Below are 18,326 nucleotides of genomic sequence, written 5' to 3' on the forward strand. Positions count from 1 at the left end.
TGGCAAAGGTACAATCAAGCTATGATAACTACGGAAGCCAAGAAGCAAATTATCTCTGCATTTGCGAAAGATAAGAACGATACCGGATCCACCGAAGTGCAGGTCGCTCTCCTGGACGCACGCATCAAAGGACTAAACGAGCATTTTAAAGGTCATAAGAAAGATTTTCATTCTAAAACCGGACTGTTAAAGCTGGTGAGTAAACGCAAAAAACTACTCGAATACCTGAAAAGAAACGACTTAGAGCGTTATAAAAAACTGATCGAAACTCTGGGACTCCGCAAGTAAAGGAGTTCATTATGGCAAAATCAACTTCCGGCTCTTTTGGCCGGGACACAATCACTCTCGAAACGGGAGACTGGGCCAAGCAGGCTCACGGGTCCGTAGTTTATAAAACCGGAAATCTTGTTTTATTAGCCACCGTTTGCGCCGCCGATGAACCGAAAGAAGGGCAGGATTTCTTTCCGCTTACCTGCGAATATTCCGAAAAAATCTATTCCGTGGGCCGCTTTCCGGGAGGCTATTTTAAGAGGGAGTCCAAACCGTACGAGCACGAGGTTTTGAATTCCCGTATCATCGATCGCCCGATCCGGCCGTTATTTCCGGAAGGATATTTTTGCGAAGTGCAACTGTTGGTGCAGGTTCTATCTGCGGACAACGAAGTTTCGACCGCAGGTCATGCGTTAAACGCCGCCTCCGCAGCATTATCTATTTCTAATATTCCCTTTAATGGACCGATTGCGGGAGCACGGATCGGTAGAATCAACGGGGAATTGGTCGTAAACCCTACGAACAAGGAAATCCCGAATTCCGATTTGGACCTGATCGTAGCGGGAACAAAAACTCATATCGTAATGATCGAGGGCGAAGCAAAGGAATTATCCAACGAAGAGATGCTTGCCGCGCTGAGATTCGCACAATCCCACATCGCTAAATTCGTGGAATTGCAGGAAACTTGGGTCAAGGAACTTGCCGTAGTCAAAAAGGAAGTCAAACTCAAACAAAAAGACGAGGCATTACTGACTACGGTCCGCGAATATTCTTTCGATAAGCTGTCCGCAGCGAATCGGACTCCGGACAAACAATCCCGTTCCAAAGAAGTCGCAAACGTCAACAAAGAAGTCGTGGAATTCTTTAAGACGACGGTGGCCGATCCGGAAAAGATCAAGGACATCAAGAATTTCCTTCACGAATTGGAATACGAGATCGTTCGCGAGCAGGTATTGCACGAAGGGGTCCGTTTTGACGGCCGCAAACTGGACGAAATCAGGAATATTTCCGTGGAGATGAGTCCTCTTCCCGGAGTGCACGGATCCGCAGTCTTTACTAGAGGGCAAACCCAATCCTTGGGAACGGTCACCTTAGGTACTGCTTCCGACAACCAAAGATACGAAACTTTAGAAGGGCAGAAGGAAAAGAACTTCATGCTCCACTATAATTTCCCGGCGTTTTCCGTGGGAGAGGTGAGACGTTCCTCCGGACCGGGAAGAAGAGAGATCGGTCACGGAAATTTGGCGGAGAGAGCCTTGAAATTGGTTCTTCCCAAGATGGATGATTTTCCTTATGTGATCCGTGTCGTTTCGGAAATATTGGAATCCAACGGTTCTTCTTCCATGGCTTCCGTCTGTTCCGGGTCCTTGGCCTTGATGGCGGCGGGAGTTCCGATCCGTTCTTCCGTTTCCGGAATCGCGATGGGATTATTCTCCGATGATAAGGGAAGATTTGCGGTTCTATCCGACATTGCAGGGTTGGAAGACCACTTTGGGGATATGGATTGCAAGATCGCGGGAACTCGCAAAGGGATTACGGCGTTCCAAATGGATTTGAAGGTCACAGGAGTTGCGTTCGAAGTTTTGGAATCGGTCTTTGCTCAGGCTCAAAAAGCGAGATTCCATATCTTGGATGTGATGGAAAAACATATTTCCAAGGCCGCAGAATCCGTTTCGAGAAAGGCGCCTAGAATCATCATCAAACATATTCCGAAAGATAGAATCGGAGAATTGATCGGTCCGGGCGGTAAGAATATCCGCGCGATCATCGAAGCTTCCGGCGCGGATATCAATATAGACGACGACGGAAGAGTAACCATTGCCGGATCCAGCATGGAATCCGCCGAAAAAGCGGCGGGAATGGTCGAAGGTTTCTTTGCGGAAGTAGAAGTCGGTAAGATTTACGAAGGCAAAGTTAAGAGGATCACCGATTTCGGGGCCTTTGTGGAGATTCTTCCCGGTAAAGAAGGTCTTTGCCATATCTCCAAATTGGATTCAAAACGGGTAAATTCCGTGAAAGACGTGGTTCGCGAAGGGGAAATGATTCGGGTTCGGGTTTTGAACGTGGACAAAACCGGAAAAATCGATCTTTCCCGTAGAGACGCTCTCGAAGTTTAATTAATGGATGCAGGCGTCGGCTACGGCCGGCGCCTTCTTTCTAACATTGGCGTTAAAAGAAGAACAAACTCATAAAATCCGATTATCAAACGGTATTACCGTTCTGTTTCAACGCGCCCCTTATTCGGCAAGCGTTTCCGTAGGCGTGTATGTTCGCGTCGGGTCCAGGTCGGAAACCGGATCGGAGGCGGGATACTGTCATTTCCTAGAACATATGCTGTTCAAAGACACGGAAAAGAGATCCGCGAAACAGCAGGCGGAGGATTGGGAACGGGTAGGGGCCTATTCTAACGCGGCCACTTCCAGAGAGTATACGTATTTTCACGCGACTTTAGCTGCTTCCGACCTAGGTCTCGGGCTGGAGTTATTGTCCGAGATGATGTTTCTTCCGTTGTTCCGGGAGCGAGACATCCGAACCGAAGCCGAAGTCGTTTTGGAGGAAATGAAGGGCTACGAAGATTCTCCCGAGGACGCAGTTCACGATTTCTATTATAACAATTTCTTTCCTAATAACGCACTCGGTCGGGATATCATCGGTACCGAAGCGAGTATTAAAGCGGTGACTCCTTCTTCCTTACGGGAGTTCTACGAGAAATATTATCATTCGGAAAATATGATTATCTCGCTTTCCGGAGATTACGAGCCTGAGGTCGTCTTAGGGGAAGTGGAAAAATACTTCTCTCGAAAAACGAAAGCGGGAGTTTTCGCTTCGTTCGAGACTCCGAAAAAAGAGTTCGGTTTTTTTAGAAAAGGAAATAAGGAAACAGAGCAGGCCTATTTTATTTTGGGTGGGGAAGGTTGCCCTAGAGGATTTCACGACGCGACTCGCCTTTCCCTTCTCACTCATATCTTAGGAGGGGGGATGTCTTCCCGCCTCTTTCAGAAAATCCGGGAAGAGAGGGGACTATGCTATAATATTACCAGTTATCCCTCTTCGTATCGCGATATCGGGGTTACTTCCATCGTATGCTCTTCTTCCAAAGATAGATTTTTAGAATCCATTTCCCTGATCCTGGAGGAACTTCGAATATTTTTGGACAAAGGTATCAGTGCAAAGGAATTGCAGGATGCAAAGACGAATCATGAAGGTAGTCTGTCCATAGGATACGAACATACCGAAAGTCGAATGAACAATATCGCCTTTCAGGAAATCTATTACGGAAAATACTATACTCTCGAGGAAAGAATGCGCGAGATTCGGTCCGTTACTTTAGAAGAATTGAATTCACTTTCCGCAAAGATTCTTGCTCTTCCTAAACTTCATTTATCCGTTTTTGCTAAAATGAATTCCAAGGAGGAGGAAAAGGTCCGGAAAATTTTCGAATCTTTTTCCTATCCTTGACGGAACTTTTCATGAAAATTCCAGTTAAAAAACTTCATCCCAGCGCAAAGCTGCCGGAAATCAAAACCAGCGGTTCCGCAGGATACGATTTGTATTCTTGTCTGGATTCCGTGTGGGAACTCCCCGTCGGCGAAGTCAAGCTGGTGCCGACCGGTCTTTCTTTTGCCATCCCGGACGGATATCATTTTGAAATCAGGCCTAGATCCGGATTCTCTACGAAGCATAATCTGTTGATTCCGAATTCGCCGGGAACGATCGACTCGGATTATCGTGGGGAGCTCCTTGTTCCGATATTGAATTTAGGAAAGTCGGCTTACCATTTGGAAAGCGGAGTCCGGATCGCCCAGCTTCTTTTGCGGAAGACCTGGCTTATGGATTGGGAGACGGTAGAAGAATTACCGGAAACCGAAAGAGGAGCCGGGGGGTTTGGGAGTACGGGAAGATAGGGGCCCCACCCTGCTCTGGGTGGGGGCCGGTGCGGTGGTACCCCGCGGTGCGCATCGGCTTTGATCACATAGCAGAATTTTGGGATTTTGGAAAGGGATTTTTTCTTTCATTTCTTGCAGGAGCTCCTGCAAGAAAAAAATCCAAAAAAATCTTGTGCAAAAGACATTTTTATGATAGGGGTTTTTGCGGCAAGTTGCCCACGAGCCCACCACCTCCACCCGAATCAGGGTGGGGGCCCGCCACAAAAACCCCTAGTACAATCCTAGTCCCCGACGCTTTAAGTTCTAATTCTCTTTTCCTTTCTCCAAAAACTGCCGATTTTTAGTAGGTATGGAAGTAAAGTCAGGATTCGACCAGAACGCTTTGATTTGGGAAAGGGGGAAGGCTGCCCTTCCTTATCTGCTGCTTTTTATCGGAATTTTTCTGACCCTTTCCCTCGGGTCCTTCTCCATTGCGGAAAACGGTGTGCAGACGAATCTCTTCGGTCGGACGGGCCATTATCTTTCCTGGGGTATCCTGTATTTATTCGGAAACGCCGCCTATGTTCCCGGAATCATGTTGATTTTGACCGGCGGAACCTTATTGGTCAAACCGAACCAGGATGCCACGAGTAAATTGCTTACGATTCCTCTCTTTTTGCTCGCCGTCTCCGTAAGCCTCAACGTGTTCGGGAATCCTTCCGGTATTTCCTTCGCTTCGAACGGAGGAGTGTTGGGCCAAGCCTTAGCCGTGGCTCTCGAATACGTACTCGGAACGACCGGCAGACTTCTCATCCACTTCGTCATCTATTTCTACGGAATCTTGGTTTATTTGAACGAATCTCCGGTACATTTTTTAGGAAGAATTATGGCACAAGGCGGCTTTTCCCTTTCGGACTGGAAGAAACAATGGCTGGCAGGTTACAATCAAAATCCTCGCCCTTCCGAAGCCGGAACGTATGCAAGACTATTTCCTGAGAGAACCCGAAATTTCTCATTGGGAGAGAATATTACGAAATTTTTAAATATACGGAAGGAAGATTCGGATTCGACGGCCCAGGAAACTCCTCCTTGGTTTCAACGGGAAGCCTCTTCGGAAGTTTCGGCTCGGAGCTCGCAGGAAATCGTCCCGCCTCGTCAGAGTATTTATGAAAAAAGGGATCTGGAATCCTTTATTCGAAGTGAAAGAAAGAACTCCTCGGAAAAGGAGAATCTTCAAACTAGGATTAAATACAAGAATTCCGGGATTTTAGAGGGCTTTTTCGAGGAGGACCGAAAAGTTTTCCAATTCAAAAGCGCCTCTTCCGGCCTTCTGGAAAAAGTTTACGGAGTTCCGACTTCGGAAGAGAGAGCTTTTACCAAAGACCCCGGAAGCTGGGAGATATTGGATTTTCGCAACGGCGGAAAAGTCGCTTCTCCTCAAGTGAATGAATTTCTCGATCCGAAAGAGTTAGAGAATGAAAAAATCGTAGATGAGGACGAACCGAATTTTTCTCCCGCTAAGCCGGACCTCTCCGATGCTTTCCTAGACGAGGAAAAAGAAGAAAGTACCGAACAAGAGGACATTTCTTCGGAAGCTGGTATCGAAGAAACGGAAGAATTGGAGGCGGAAACTTTCGAAGAGAATGTTCCCGCGGTCGTGACGCAATCTCCGATTCCAGAGGTTTCGACTCCGATCGAAGAAAGGATACCTGAGAGGGCGGAAACTTATAAGCGGGCGGTTCCGGTCGAGGACAAACCGAAACAAGCGGAACTTCCCTTTACTCCGGTTTCGATGGTTCCGATCTTTCGTTCCAAGAGATCCGTTTATCATATACCGTTAAATCGCCTTCATACGAATCCGACGAAAATACAGGACGCTCTCTTCCGAGTGGAATCGGAAAAGGTGGCTTTCGAAATCCAAAACGCACTGAAAGTGTACGGTTACGAAACCAAAGTAGTAGCTTGGGAGCGTGGACCCATCATCACCCGCTACGAGTTGACGCCTCCTCCCGGAATCAAACTGGGACGGATCACTTCTTTGACCGACGAATTAAGGATGTATCTTGCCGTCAAAAACGTGCGTATCGTGGCACCGATTCCCGGAAAATCCACGATCGGTATAGAAGTCCCGAACAAGCACAGAGAAGACGTACTCCTAGGAGATATTCTTCGTTCTTCCCTGGCTCCGAAAGCGAAGAAGAAAGATCTGAATATAGTCATTGGAAAGGATATCTCCGGTAAGCTGATTTCGATAGATCTGAATAAACTTCCCCACCTGCTTGTCGCGGGCACGACCGGATCGGGTAAGTCCGTATGTTTGAACTCCATGATCGCTTCTCTCGTCCTAAATCTTTCGCCGGAAGAAGTGCGCTTTATCATGGTCGACCCCAAGATGGTGGAACTCACTCTCTTCGAGGATATACCTCATCTACTTATGCCCGTGATCAAGGATGCGAGAAAGGCGACCAAGGCATTAGCCTGGGTGATTCAGGAAATGGAGGCTCGTTACGATGCGGTTTCCCAACTGAAATGTCGCGATTTCCGTTCCTATAACGAGAAGGTGGAGGAGCACTATCACCGGGAAGGGTATTCCAAAATGCCGTACATCGTCGTGTTCATCGACGAGTTGGCCGACTTAATGATGGTATCCGGAAAGGATTTGGAAGATGCGATCACTCGAATCAGCCAAAAGTCCCGCGCGGTGGGAATCCATCTAGTGATGGCGACACAAAGGCCGTCCGTAGACGTGATTACCGGTTTGATCAAGGCGAACTGTCCGGCTAGAATCGCGTTTCATGTGGCTCAGAAAACGGATTCGAAAATCATTCTAGATATGAACGGAGCTGAGTCCCTTTTGGGAAAAGGGGATATGCTTTACAAATCGCCCACTTCCGCCGACTTGGCCAGGATCCAGGCTCCCTATATTTCCGAGGAGGAAATCGAAAAGATCGTGGAGGAAGCGAAGCGGTACGGTTCTCCGTCGTACGTGGAACTCGATTTCGAGGAGGAATCGGAAACGGATTCCGCGGAGGAAATGGACGAGGAATTATTCGATAAAGCATGGGATATCGTTCGAACGGAAAGAAAAGCTAGCGCTAGCTATCTCCAAAGGAAATTGAAGATCGGCTATAACCGAGCCGCTCGGATCATGGAACTGATGGAGGAAAGGGGATACGTGACTGCGATTCTAGGATCGAAAGGAAGGGAAATTCTAAGATAAATCACTGTCGTCATTGTCCGGGGGATTTTTCGCCCGGAAAAAAGAAACCAAGTGACAGGCGGGCCGATACTCTCCATCCTGGAAAAAAAATCCCGGCTTTTTCTCAAAATGAAAGATCGTAAGAATTTCCGAGTCTCCAAGGTTTTAGTTTTCGGGCTTTTTGCCCTATGTGCGGCCTTGGGCCTGGGAGCACAGTCTTCCACAAAGCACGGTTGGAACTCTCCGTCCGAAGTGGTAAAGAAGGTACGTAAGACCTTTTCGGAGATCAAATCCTATAAGGCGGATTTCGTCATCCAAACCGAGTCCAATAAAAAGACGAGATCCATGAAAGGGATCTGCTATTATAAAAAAGGCGGGAAGATCCGGTACGAATTTTCGGATCCTGCCGGAGACGAGATCGTTTCCGACGGAAAGACTCTTTGGATCTTCATCAAACGTCTGAACGCTGTGGGAAAACAGGATTTAACTTTAAATAAATCCAATAAGTCGGGGCCGATTTTTGCCGCAGCCACCGAAGAAGGCCTTTCCCGCATTTTCAGGAAGTATCACTACAAGTTCGATTCGATAGAACAACCTCAGGTCTCTCCCAAGGATAACCGTAAGTATTTCGTACTGGCCTTGGAACAAAGGGAAAAGATCGGGGGATATGAAACCATGACTCTCTATGTGGACGAACAGAACTTTTTGATCAAGAGAGCGGTTGCAAGCGACGGTCGAGGCAAAACCACCACTGTGGAGTTTTCCGGCTGGGATCGAAATGCGGACGTCGAAGATGGGCTTTTTAATTTCCGCCCTGATGGAAATGCAAAAATCGTAAATAACCCCTTGGTATCGGAAGAATAATCTTCCCCTGAAAAGGAGAGCGGAATTGAATCAGAAGCGTGTAGGGCAGATCCTTAGGGAGGCTAGGGAAGAAAAAAAACTCACCGTCAAAGACGTGTCCAAGGACACCAATATTTCCGTGAAATATATCCTCGCGTTGGAAACGGAGGATTACGCGCAATTTCCGGGTGAAACTTTTACGATCGGCTTCCTAAAAAACTACGGAAGCTATCTCAAATTGGATACGGGCATGCTGGTAAACCTGTACCGCGGAGAAAAGATAGAGGAATCCCAGGCGCCGCTCGAGGAATTGACTCGTCCGACTTCCTCCTTTTATTACGACCTGAATATAGACAAAAATAAGCTCATTACCGCCGCCGGAGCTTTATTGATCGTTCTTATTGGAATATTCGCTTTTCCTTATGTATTCGACGGGTCCGGAAGCGACGACGAAGTCTCGGAGGACGGGCGTCGGAAATTGGAGATTCCCGAAAATATCGATTTCGTAAACAGGTCCGTTCCGGAAACCAGGCCGGAGAGTTTCATCCTGACCACGAACCAAGGGGTAAGTTTCAGCGTTTCAAACCAGCAGTGTAAATTGTTCATCACCGGAGTGGAGCAGGGTTCCGAGACCAACACGGCCCTTTTGGCTTTTAACGTCTATCCCGAGTTAAGCGTTTATAAATTCAAACTTTCGGAAGGGGAGGAAAAGATTCTCAGTTATACCGTCCCCGAAATTTCCTCTTTGAGAAGAAGTATCCGAATCACCGCTCAGAGCGTTACCGCCAGTTCCGCTAAGGTTCTCGTTTCCTTGAACGAGGAGGAACGCCCGGGGAATTCCAACGCGACCAAACAGGGGACGGAAGATTCGAATTCTACCAAGACCTTAGGAGACGTTCCTATCCAGGTCACACTTTTCTTTTCCAAACCTAGCTATGCCGAGTTCATCATGGACGGACAGATGGGATTCAGAGGATTGGTGCAGAGCGGAGAAACCAGATCCTTGGAAGCCAAGGATCGATTGGAATTGAAGGTGGGTGACGGTTCCGCCGTGGAAATGATTCAAAACGGAAAGACCAAGGTGGTCCTAGGCCGCCCCGGAAAATTAGTTAAGAAAGTCTTTATTAAAACGCCCAACCCTTACGATAGCACCCAGTTTATCATTAAGGAGCTGGGCGAGTAGAAGGTCTTTTGGAGAAAAAGTTTTACATCACCACTCTAGGATGTCCCAAGAATACGGTGGACTCCATGAGCATGCACCATTCCCTTTTGGAGGAAGGATTTTCTCCCGCATCCACGCCTGAGGATTCCGACTTCCATCTGATCAATACCTGTACCTTCATCCGTTCCGCAACGGAAGAGACGATCCAAACGATTTTGGGAGCGACCCAGGCTAAAAAGCGCGAAGGGCAGAAGGTGGTGGTGGTCGGCTGTTTTGCGGAGCGCTATCCTAAGGATATTTCCTCGGAAATCCCCGAAGTGGATTTGGTATTCGGAACGGGGAGGTATTCCCAAGCCGGAAAAATTCTGCGGGAAGCTTTCCGGCGCGATCTGGAAGGGGATCCCAAGCCGGAATTCAACGCGGAACTGATAGAAAGGATGAAGCTTTCTCCCGGGATCGAAAATTATTCCAAACCCTATGCCTATGTGAAAGTTTCCGACGGTTGCAACCGAGGCTGCGCGTTCTGTATCATTCCTTCTCTCCGAGGCAAGTTCCAGGATTCTCCGCTGGAAAACATACTTCAGGATACCGCAAGAGCGATCTCAGCCGGCGCCAAGGAAATTTGTCTAGTCTCTCAGGATACGGTGTACTACGGGAAGAACAGCGATCTTCTTTTGGACATGATCCGTAAAGTCTCGGAGGTTCCGAGCTTGGAGATTTTACGCCTTCTATACCTATATCCGGATAAAAAGACGGAGAAAATCCTCGGACTCTTCCGGGAGATCCCTAAAATCGCACCGTATTTGGAATCTCCTCTCCAGCACGTTTCGGAGAGGGTACTGAAATCCATGAATCGAAGCGGGAGTTATTCCGCTTTCCGGGACCTGTATTCCCTAGCGAGGGAAACCCGTCCGGGGCTTGAGATCCGAACCTCCTTCATCTTGGGATTCCCGGGAGAAACAGGGGAGGATGTGGATGAGATCCTTCGATTTATAGAGGAGACGAGACCGGAAAAGGTGAATCTGTTTTCGTATTCTCCCCAGGACGGTACTACCGGAGCGAACCTGGAGCAAACCGTTTCGGAAAAGGAAAAGGCTAAGCGAATCAACTTAATTCGAGAAACTCATTTGAAGATTCTGCAGGAAATCCACGAGTCCCGGATCGGGAAGGAATATCCGGCAATCGTAGACGGGATAGAAGACGGTTCCGCGATCGTGAGACGCTTCCAAGATGCTCCGGAAATAGACGAGATCGTATATGTGGAAGATCCAGGTCTCAAGCCCGGAATGATCGGAAAAGTGAAAGTGGAATCTTTTTACGAGTACGATATGATGGGAACCTGGTCGAACGCTTGAACTCCAATATTAATATACCGAATACGCTTACGGTCCTCCGTGTGGCTTCCTTGCCATTCTTCATCTGGTTTTTGTATCAAAAAGAGCAGGCATATCATATCGCCGCTCTCGTTTTATTCGCGGCTGCCTCCGTCACAGATTTTATAGACGGATACTTGGCGAGAAAATGGAAACAGGAGACCGAATTCGGAAAATTTCTGGATCCTCTCGCGGACAAGATCATCGTGGTGGGCTGCTTCACTACTTTTATCTTTCTGCACGAACAGATAGAGCTCTGGATGGTTCTTCTGATCGTGGGTAGGGACATGTTGATCACAACTCTACGGTTTTTGGCGATTCGGCAGGGGAATTCCATACGGACCACCATGCTGGGAAAGGTCAAAACCGCATTTCAAATGGGTGCGATCATTCTGATATTGATCTTCTTCATTCTGGTCTCCTCCAAAAAAAGGACCCTGATCAACGACGTATATCATAGCGGAAAAGAAGCGGGATTTACCGTTTTTACCATCGCTTCCGGGAATGCGGAGGCTTTTTTCCTTTCCTGGAAGGAGGAAGGAGTTCCGGGTTGGGGAGAATTGGTTTTCGAACTGGGAGGTTTCGTTCCGTATTTCGGGATGCTACTTACGACCTTCATTACGGTTTTATCCGGCATCCGTTATCTAGTTTCGAACCGAGAAGTTCTGCAGCCGAGCGCGATCAGGAGGGTCTTTCGTAAAAATGGAAATTAGAAAAGCGATATTGAAAGTCTTGGACCGTAAGCCTTTAACGGTCGCGGAAGCGGAAGCAGTTATGAACGATATTATGAAAGGTTCCGTATCCGAGATCCTTCTCGCCTCCTTTCTCACCGCATTACGATCCAAGGGGGAGACCGTAGACGAACTTCTGGGATTTTCCCTGGCGCTTCGCAGGAACGCTTTAAAACCGAAGACGGTTTTTCCCTTCGACATGTTGGATACCTGCGGAACGGGAGGAGACGGAAAAGGAACGGTCAATATATCCACTCTTTCCGCCATCACTCTAGCATCCTTAGGGTTGAAGGTAGCCAAACACGGAAATCGTTCCGTCTCTTCCCACACGGGGTCCAGCGACATCTTAACCCGATTGGGCTATAACACCGAAAAGACTCAGGAAGAAGTGGAATCCCATTTGATAGAGAGCGGCTTCACCTTTCTTTTCGCGCCTATGTGGCATCCTTCCATGAAATTTGCGGCTCCGGTCAGGAAAGAGTTGGGTTTTCGCACGGCATTTAATATGATAGGACCGTTGAGTAATCCCTTTTCTCCGCAGTACCAGATCATCGGAGTGTACGAACCGGAACTGATGGAAACATTGATCCGGGTCCTTCAGGGATTGGGTTTGAAAAAGGCCTTGGTTTGCCATTCCCGGGACGGTTTGGACGAGTTCTCCATCTTTGAAACCACGGATTATACTCTATTGGAAGACGGCGTGATTTCGAGGAAGGACTTCGATCCCAAGACTCTCGGGCTCGGAACGCAATCTCCCCAGGAAGTCTTCACTTCGGGACCGGACCAGGCGGAAGAACTCGCTCGCCGAATTCTGGAAGGGGAAAAAATCGCAGGAGCACATGCGGTCGCGTTGAATGCGGGGGCAGGGTTGTTCGTGATGGGAAAGGTGCACTCGATCGAGGAAGGCTACCGGATCGCATTAGAACAGCTAAGCAGCGGAAAAACGAAGCAGTTCTTTCAAAATTTAATTACCAAACGGTAGGTTGGGAAAATACTGGCTCCAAACCGAACCAACCGGAACTCATTTAGGACGAACAAGATGCAATTCGATTTAAATTCATTTCTATTACTCGCGCAAGCCTCGGATGCAGGCGCTGCCGCTCCGTCTGCGGGAAATCCTCTGTCTCTATTGACTTCTCCCTACGGAATGATTGCGGTTATGTTCGTGATCATGTATTTCCTGGTGATCCGTCCCCAGAGAAACGAGGAAAAGAAACGCAAGACCATGATAGAAAGCCTCCAAAAAGGGGATACGGTCGTTACTTCCTCCGGAATTCACGGAAAAGTGGTGGAGTTCAAGGAAAACAACGAAGTCGTCGTTTTGGCTATCGCCAAGGATACGAATGTAACGTTTAATACGAGCACGATCGTAAAGAAGAAGGAAGGGTAAAAACCGCAACCTTCCGATAGGTATAGTAGTGACCGGGTGAGATGATGAAAAAAATCCTATGCCTCTTTCTTTCCATAATTCTGACCCTTCCTGCCTTCGGCCAGGACGGGGAGGAAATCGATTTTTTGGACAAGGTTTCCGAACCTAAAAAAGCGACCGCTGCATCCGATAAAAAGGCCCAGGGCGCTAAGACCGTCAAAAAGAAGAAATCTAAGAAAGGCTCGAAGAAGAAGAAACCTGCGACCGAGGCAAAGGAAAACGAAACCAAGAAAAAGGTGGAGCCGGAATCGGCAGTCGATCCTAAGAACGAATCCGGAACCGGTCCCGACGGACAATCCAAGAATCCGGAAGAGCCCGCCGATAAACCGGTCAAAAAGGAAGAGTTCGGACGTCCCCAAAAACCGTACTGGGTAAACGAAGAGACGGCGCTGAATCCCAAGAATCTTCCCGGTTATTCGGACACTTCTTCGAACGCTTCCAAATCGGAGAATTCCTTTCAGGAAAAACTAGGAAATATCCTGCAGATGGGCCAGGATAAAAAGAAAGAAGAAGAAAAACGGAAGGCCGCCGAGCAAAAGGACCAAAACGCGATCGTTTCCTTCTTTTCGGAATATAAAAAGCCCATCATCATTCTCGGACTGATCATCCTATTTGCCTTGTACCGTCTTCGGGCGGGCGGGCCGCGTATCAGCCGGCGCTCTCCGGTGACAATAAACAAAGTGAGAAGAGACTAGGAGTCGAAATTGAAATCCGCCCAATGGATCCTTGTACCCATACTCGTTGTAGCCGCTTCCTTAACGCTACTGTATCCTAACTTCGCAACCAGAGAGCTGGAACTCGCGATTCGAAAAGAATTCCGGGATCTTCCGGAAGAAAAGAAAAAGGCCGCCCTGGAAAGTTTTTCCGAACGTTGGAAAAACGACTATGATCCTAAGGACGCCTGGAAGATCGAACCCGATCCGGGAGTCCTTCCGGACGCGGATTATTATTTGGTTACGGGAAGGTTCATCACTTCCGCAAAGATCAACCAGCTTTCCCAGGAAAACCAGGAACTTATCCTGGAACCAAAGAATAAGCTGCGGCCCACTTGGGTGGAAAAATATTTCTTCGGAGAAAGGCCTCTTACCATCAAGCTGGGATTGGACTTACAAGGGGGAATGCGCGTCGTCTTGAAAGGGGACTTTGAAGACTACGCTTCCAAGCTCCGGGATAGTTATGCGAAGGAAATCGAAAATCTGAACAAGAAATCCGAGGACAAGAACCTAGTCGAAAAGGAAAGACAGGAAGCCAAGGATCGTCTCGCGGAGATCGAAAGTTACTTCACCCTCAATCCTTCCAGAAAACTGATAGAGCTGGAAAAAGCGAAGCTCATCATCGACAATCGTCTTACCAACCAGAATTTGACGGAACCCCAGGTTCGTATCCAGAAAGACCAGGATTCCATAGAAGTATCCCTTCCCGGGGTCAGCAATTCTTCCCAAATATTGGATATTATCCGGAACACCGAGACGGTGGAATATAGGCTAAAGGAACCCGCCAGGGATCCCAAGAGCCAAAGCGACGGCCGCGGAACGTACCAAACCCTGATAGACACGGAAGAAAACCGTCTAGTCGCCGAGGACAAGCGGGAACAAACCGATATAGTAAAATTTCAGAATATTATAAAGCAAAAAATCGGGAAGGACGAACAGGATAAATTCCTCGTAACCTTGGAAAAGAAATATAATATTCCCGAAAAATACAAGTTGTATGCTCTGTGGGCAAGAGGCGCCAATCCGAAAGCTCCTCTTCTCCCTCGGGAATTCATCGTTTTGGAAAGGGCCATCGCGCTTGACGGAAAGGACATGAGGGACGCCAGGCCTTCCTATGACAATAACCGTCTGGGATATTTCGTATCCTTTACCCTGACCTCCGCGGGTGCGGAGAAATTCTTCGAAATCACCTCCAAAAACGTGGGTCGTCAATTGGCCATCGTCTGGGGAGACAAGGTGATTTCCGCTCCGGTTATCAAGGGGCCGATCGCGGGCGGGAACGCGCAGATCGACGGAGACTTCAGTCGCGAGGAAGCAGTGGACCTTTCGAACGTGATCAGCGAAGGAGCTCTACCGATTCCGCTCAGTGTTCTTGAAATGAGATTCATCGGTCCCACTCTCGGAATCGAATCGATCGAAGTGGGTTTGAAGGCCGTGCTTTTGGGATTCGTGCTGGTAATATTGTTTATGGTCGCGATCTACCGTCTTTCCGGTCTGGTCGCCGATATCGCCCTGCTCGTAAACGTGATCGTTCTCATGGCCTTGCTTTCTTTGATGGGATTCACGCTGACCTTGCCCGGTTTTGCGGGGATTATTCTTACGGTCGGTATGGCCGTGGATGCGAACGTGATCATTTACGAACGTATCAAAGAGGAACTTCGAGCCGGCAAGCATGTCACTGCGGCGGTTGCCCAAGGTTTCGATAACGCGTTTTGGACCATCGTAGATAGTAACATTACGACTCTTATTTCCGGGATTCTGATGATCAAATTAGGAAACGGACCGATCAAAGGATTCGCGATCACTCTCTGCTGGGGGATCGTCACATCCCTATTCACTTCTCTTTTTCTAAGCAGAATGATCATGGATCTGCTCGTAAATAAACTCGGGGTTACGAAACTCCAAATCGGATTCAAGAGGCTGGTGCCCAAAAATGTTTGATTTTATAAAATACAAATACCTTTCCATCACTCTTTCTACGCTCCTGATCGTCGTAGGTTTCGGAGTGACTTTCGGGAAATACAAGGGTTTTGCCACCTCTTTGGACTTCGACGGCGGACTCAGAACGGTAGTGGAATTCGACAAATCCGTCGACCGGAAAAGTTTGGAGGATTACTTTTCTTCCAAAGGGATCGAAGCCGTCCTCGTCCAGATGGACAAGGAAAAGAACCATTTTCAGATCGATATAGGATTGGGTTCCGCGGACCGGATCAAAGAACTGTATTTCCAAAAAAAAGGAAACAACCTCACGCCGGAAGCCAAACAGATTTCGGCGATAGACGCGCTTATCGGACTGTTGACCGACGATTTTAAACTCGACAAAAAAGCGATTCTTTCCGCCAACCAAGTCGGATCCGTGGTGGGAGCGGAATTGACCTCTACGGGAATCACTCTGCTCGGGCTGACTCTTTTGATTATTCTCGGATACTTAAGTTTCCGTTTTCAATTCAAATTCGCGTTAGGCGCCATCTTGGCTCTCGTCCACGATTTGGTGATCACCTTGGCGTTCATCGGATTCTTCCAGATCAAACCCAGCGTGCCTATCATTGCCGCCCTTTTGACTCTATTGGGATATTCCATCAACGATACGATCGTAGTGTTCGACAGGATCCGGGAAAATTCCGGAAATATGAAGGACGTGTTTTCCAACGTGATCAATATCTCCATCAATCAAACCCTAAGTAGAACCATCAATACCTCCTTTGCCACCTTGATCTCCGTCGTGGCGATCATCATAGGGGGAGCGGTGGAGTTGTACGACTTCGCTTACGTGCTCACGTTCGGAATCGTTCTGGGAACTTTTTCCTCCATATTCATCGCCGCTCCTTTGGTGGACATTTTCGACGACTTATCGAATCGGTTCAAAAAATCTTGAAACACTCCCTCCCGAAAGAAATTCGGGAGGAGCTCCTTCGATCCTCCTTTTTGTCCTTGGGATTCTCCTCACCGAATCCCCCGGTAGCTTGCGTACTGACCGATCCTTCCTCGGGAAGAATCCTGGCTTCCGGAAGAACTAAAGTAGTCGGAGGAAACCATGCGGAACGGGAGGCTTATCGCCAACTTCGAGAGAAGTTTTCCGATGGGTTGCCGCCTCACGACGCCTACGTAACCCTGGAACCTTGTTCTCATTTCGGCAGGACACCCCCCTGCTTAGATTTATTTTTAGAGGCAAAACCGGAAACACTGTATTACGGATGGCGGGATCCGAATCCGCTCGTCAAAAAAAGGGACGGACTTGCGGAACTGACGAACGCGAAGGTGAACGTAGTTCCCCATCCGGAACTCGCGGAAATCGCCTCCGTTTTTCTCTTCGGATTTACGAGTTTGATTTCTAAGTCCAGGCCTTCCATCTTGTTGAAATCCTCCTTAAGCAAGGACGGATTTTATTCGGGTCATCGCGGACTCCGGGAAAAGATCTCCAATACGGTTTCGGATTTTTTTCTCTCCTTTTTACGGGCTAAAATGGACGCGATTTTAGTGGGCCCGAAGACCGTTCGGATCGACCTGCCTAAGTTGAACTTTAGAACTCCCGAAAAGAGGGCTTTCATTTTAGAAAAAATAGATATTCCAAAACAGGATTTTATTTCCTCGCAGGGCGGGTTCCCCGGTCTGATTTCCGAATTGTTCCGATTCGCCGGAAGAGAAGAGGTGATTTCGGAGCATGGGACCGATGAAAGGGATTACCAACCTCTTCGGGTTTTTTTTCCGCCCGAAGAATCTGAAGTGCCGGAAGAGTTCTGGAGAATCCAGGAAGAATTAAACCTGAAATACGGTTCGAAAAAGATCGCCTTTTTTCTTTCCGAGGACGTAAAATACGGTACCGTATCTAGGAAACGTATGGAGGATTTGTCCGAAGGTAGGGTGGTTTCTTATCCGAAACATTCCTTTAAGGATTTGGTTCTGGAGAGATTGGCGGGCTGGGGAGTAAGCTTGGCTTTGGTGGAAGGCGGAAATTTTTTGTATTCCGAATTTTCCAGAGAAATGGAAATTGGCGATGCGTGTTTGCAGGTCCGATCCGGTACGATCCGTCTGGAACAGGGGAGACGTCCGGACTGGAAAACGGAATTGTGTCCTTACGGGAAATTCCGAGTCGATTCCGACGAGTGGGAGATTTTAAAAATATGTTCACCGGATTGATAGAAGCTACCGGAAAAATCGAAAACGTTTCGGATACGGGAGAAGGCAAAGTATTCTCCGTGCGCACGGAGTGGAAGGATCCCGACCTGAAAAACGGAGACTCTATTTCCGTCAACGGAGCCTGCCATACTGTGACTTCCTTTCAGGGACGCGGAAACGTATTCGAGTTCTATTCTTCCTACAGAACTCTGGAGCTCACGAATTTCGGAACCTTGGAGGTCGGAACCACGGTAAATCTGGAGCGCTCGGTTCAGCCTCATACTAGAATGGGCGGGCATTTCGTCACAGGTCATGTGGATGCTACGGGAACAATCGACTCCGTAGAGGAGAAGGACGACGGAAAAGTGCTCCGGATTCTGATCCGACATGACCCGGAATTTTCCAAATACTTTGCGGTACGAGGTAGTGTCACAGTGGACGGAATCTCGTTGACTATAGTGGATTCTCATCCCGGAGAATTCGAACTCGTATTGATTCCGGAAACTCTGGAAAAAACGAACGCCGGTGTCTCTTGGAAACCGGGAGCCAAGGTCAATTTGGAAATCGACCTTGTGGCGAGATACCTGGAACATCTATTGAAATCCGGAAAGGTAGAAAACTAGG

The 18,326-nt window shown here is 48.2% G+C and carries 16 protein-coding genes; all 16 read left to right on the forward strand.

The annotated features are described in order from the left end of the window. Nucleotides 1-21 precede the first annotated feature (21 nt). The 16 genes from rpsO to EHO61_RS12265 all read left to right on the forward strand — a co-directional run bounded on the left by rpsO (nt 22) and on the right by EHO61_RS12265 (nt 18,325). Complete coding sequence (rpsO, locus tag EHO61_RS12190) at nt 22-288, forward strand: 30S ribosomal protein S15 (RefSeq protein WP_135768392.1); 267 nt, start codon at nt 22-24, stop codon at nt 286-288. Nucleotides 289-299: 11 nt separating this feature from the next. Continuing rightward, nucleotides 300-2,387: a polyribonucleotide nucleotidyltransferase gene (gene pnp / locus EHO61_RS12195; RefSeq protein ID WP_135813868.1), complete on the forward strand. Its 2,088-nt coding sequence runs from the start codon at nt 300-302 to the stop codon at nt 2,385-2,387. Between the two features lie 7 nt (nt 2,388-2,394). Next, on the forward strand, nt 2,395-3,729 hold the full coding sequence (locus EHO61_RS12200; RefSeq protein WP_210415337.1) for a M16 family metallopeptidase: 1,335 nt from the start codon (nt 2,395-2,397) through the stop codon (nt 3,727-3,729). Between the two features lie 11 nt (nt 3,730-3,740). Next, complete coding sequence (gene dut, locus EHO61_RS12205; RefSeq protein WP_135813869.1) at nt 3,741-4,175, forward strand: dUTP diphosphatase; 435 nt, start codon at nt 3,741-3,743, stop codon at nt 4,173-4,175. Between the two features lie 331 nt (nt 4,176-4,506). Continuing rightward, a complete protein-coding gene (locus EHO61_RS12210; protein WP_135813870.1) occupies nt 4,507-7,356 on the forward strand; it encodes a DNA translocase FtsK in 2,850 nt (949 codons plus the stop codon). Nucleotides 7,357-7,464: 108 nt separating this feature from the next. Then, nucleotides 7,465-8,199 (forward strand): LolA family protein, encoded by a 735-nt coding sequence (locus EHO61_RS12215; RefSeq protein WP_135813871.1) that lies wholly within the window; start codon nt 7,465-7,467, stop codon nt 8,197-8,199. A 25-nt stretch (nt 8,200-8,224) separates the two neighbouring features. Then, nucleotides 8,225-9,361 (forward strand): helix-turn-helix domain-containing protein, encoded by a 1,137-nt coding sequence (locus EHO61_RS12220; protein WP_135813872.1) that lies wholly within the window; start codon nt 8,225-8,227, stop codon nt 9,359-9,361. An 8-nt stretch (nt 9,362-9,369) separates the two neighbouring features. Beyond that, nucleotides 9,370-10,695, forward strand: a complete 1,326-nt coding sequence (gene rimO / locus EHO61_RS12225) for a 30S ribosomal protein S12 methylthiotransferase RimO (protein WP_135813873.1) — start codon at nt 9,370-9,372, stop codon at nt 10,693-10,695. Next, a complete protein-coding gene (pgsA, locus tag EHO61_RS12230) occupies nt 10,692-11,426 on the forward strand; it encodes a CDP-diacylglycerol--glycerol-3-phosphate 3-phosphatidyltransferase (protein ID WP_135813874.1) in 735 nt (244 codons plus the stop codon). The genes rimO and pgsA overlap by 4 nt, the downstream gene beginning before the upstream one ends. Further along, nucleotides 11,416-12,426, forward strand: a complete 1,011-nt coding sequence (gene trpD, locus EHO61_RS12235; RefSeq protein ID WP_135813875.1) for an anthranilate phosphoribosyltransferase — start codon at nt 11,416-11,418, stop codon at nt 12,424-12,426. The genes pgsA and trpD overlap by 11 nt, the downstream gene beginning before the upstream one ends. A gap of 57 nt (nt 12,427-12,483) precedes the next feature. Beyond that, the gene (gene yajC, locus EHO61_RS12240) at nt 12,484-12,834 is read left to right on the forward strand and encodes a preprotein translocase subunit YajC (protein ID WP_135813876.1); all 351 of its coding nucleotides are present in this window, start codon (nt 12,484-12,486) and stop codon (nt 12,832-12,834) included. A 44-nt stretch (nt 12,835-12,878) separates the two neighbouring features. Beyond that, nucleotides 12,879-13,568 carry an SRP-less Sec system protein gene (locus EHO61_RS12245; RefSeq protein WP_135814211.1) on the forward strand — a complete coding sequence of 230 codons (690 nt, stop codon included), beginning with the start codon at nt 12,879-12,881 and terminating at the stop codon, nt 13,566-13,568. Nucleotides 13,569-13,577: 9 nt separating this feature from the next. Further along, on the forward strand, nt 13,578-15,527 hold the full coding sequence (gene secD, locus EHO61_RS12250) for a protein translocase subunit SecD (RefSeq protein ID WP_135813877.1): 1,950 nt from the start codon (nt 13,578-13,580) through the stop codon (nt 15,525-15,527). Then, nucleotides 15,520-16,461, forward strand: a complete 942-nt coding sequence (gene secF / locus EHO61_RS12255) for a protein translocase subunit SecF (protein ID WP_135813878.1) — start codon at nt 15,520-15,522, stop codon at nt 16,459-16,461. Before secD ends, secF begins: the two co-directional genes overlap by 8 nt. Beyond that, a complete protein-coding gene (locus tag EHO61_RS12260) occupies nt 16,458-17,723 on the forward strand; it encodes a bifunctional diaminohydroxyphosphoribosylaminopyrimidine deaminase/5-amino-6-(5-phosphoribosylamino)uracil reductase RibD (protein WP_135813879.1) in 1,266 nt (421 codons plus the stop codon). Before secF ends, EHO61_RS12260 begins: the two co-directional genes overlap by 4 nt. Then, nucleotides 17,708-18,325, forward strand: coding sequence for a riboflavin synthase (locus EHO61_RS12265; protein ID WP_135813880.1), 618 nt, complete (start codon nt 17,708-17,710; stop codon nt 18,323-18,325). Before EHO61_RS12260 ends, EHO61_RS12265 begins: the two co-directional genes overlap by 16 nt. Nucleotide 18,326 lies beyond the last annotated feature (1 nt).

This window comes from Leptospira fluminis (assembly GCF_004771275.1).
GTDB lineage: Bacteria > Spirochaetota > Leptospiria > Leptospirales > Leptospiraceae > Leptospira_B > Leptospira_B fluminis.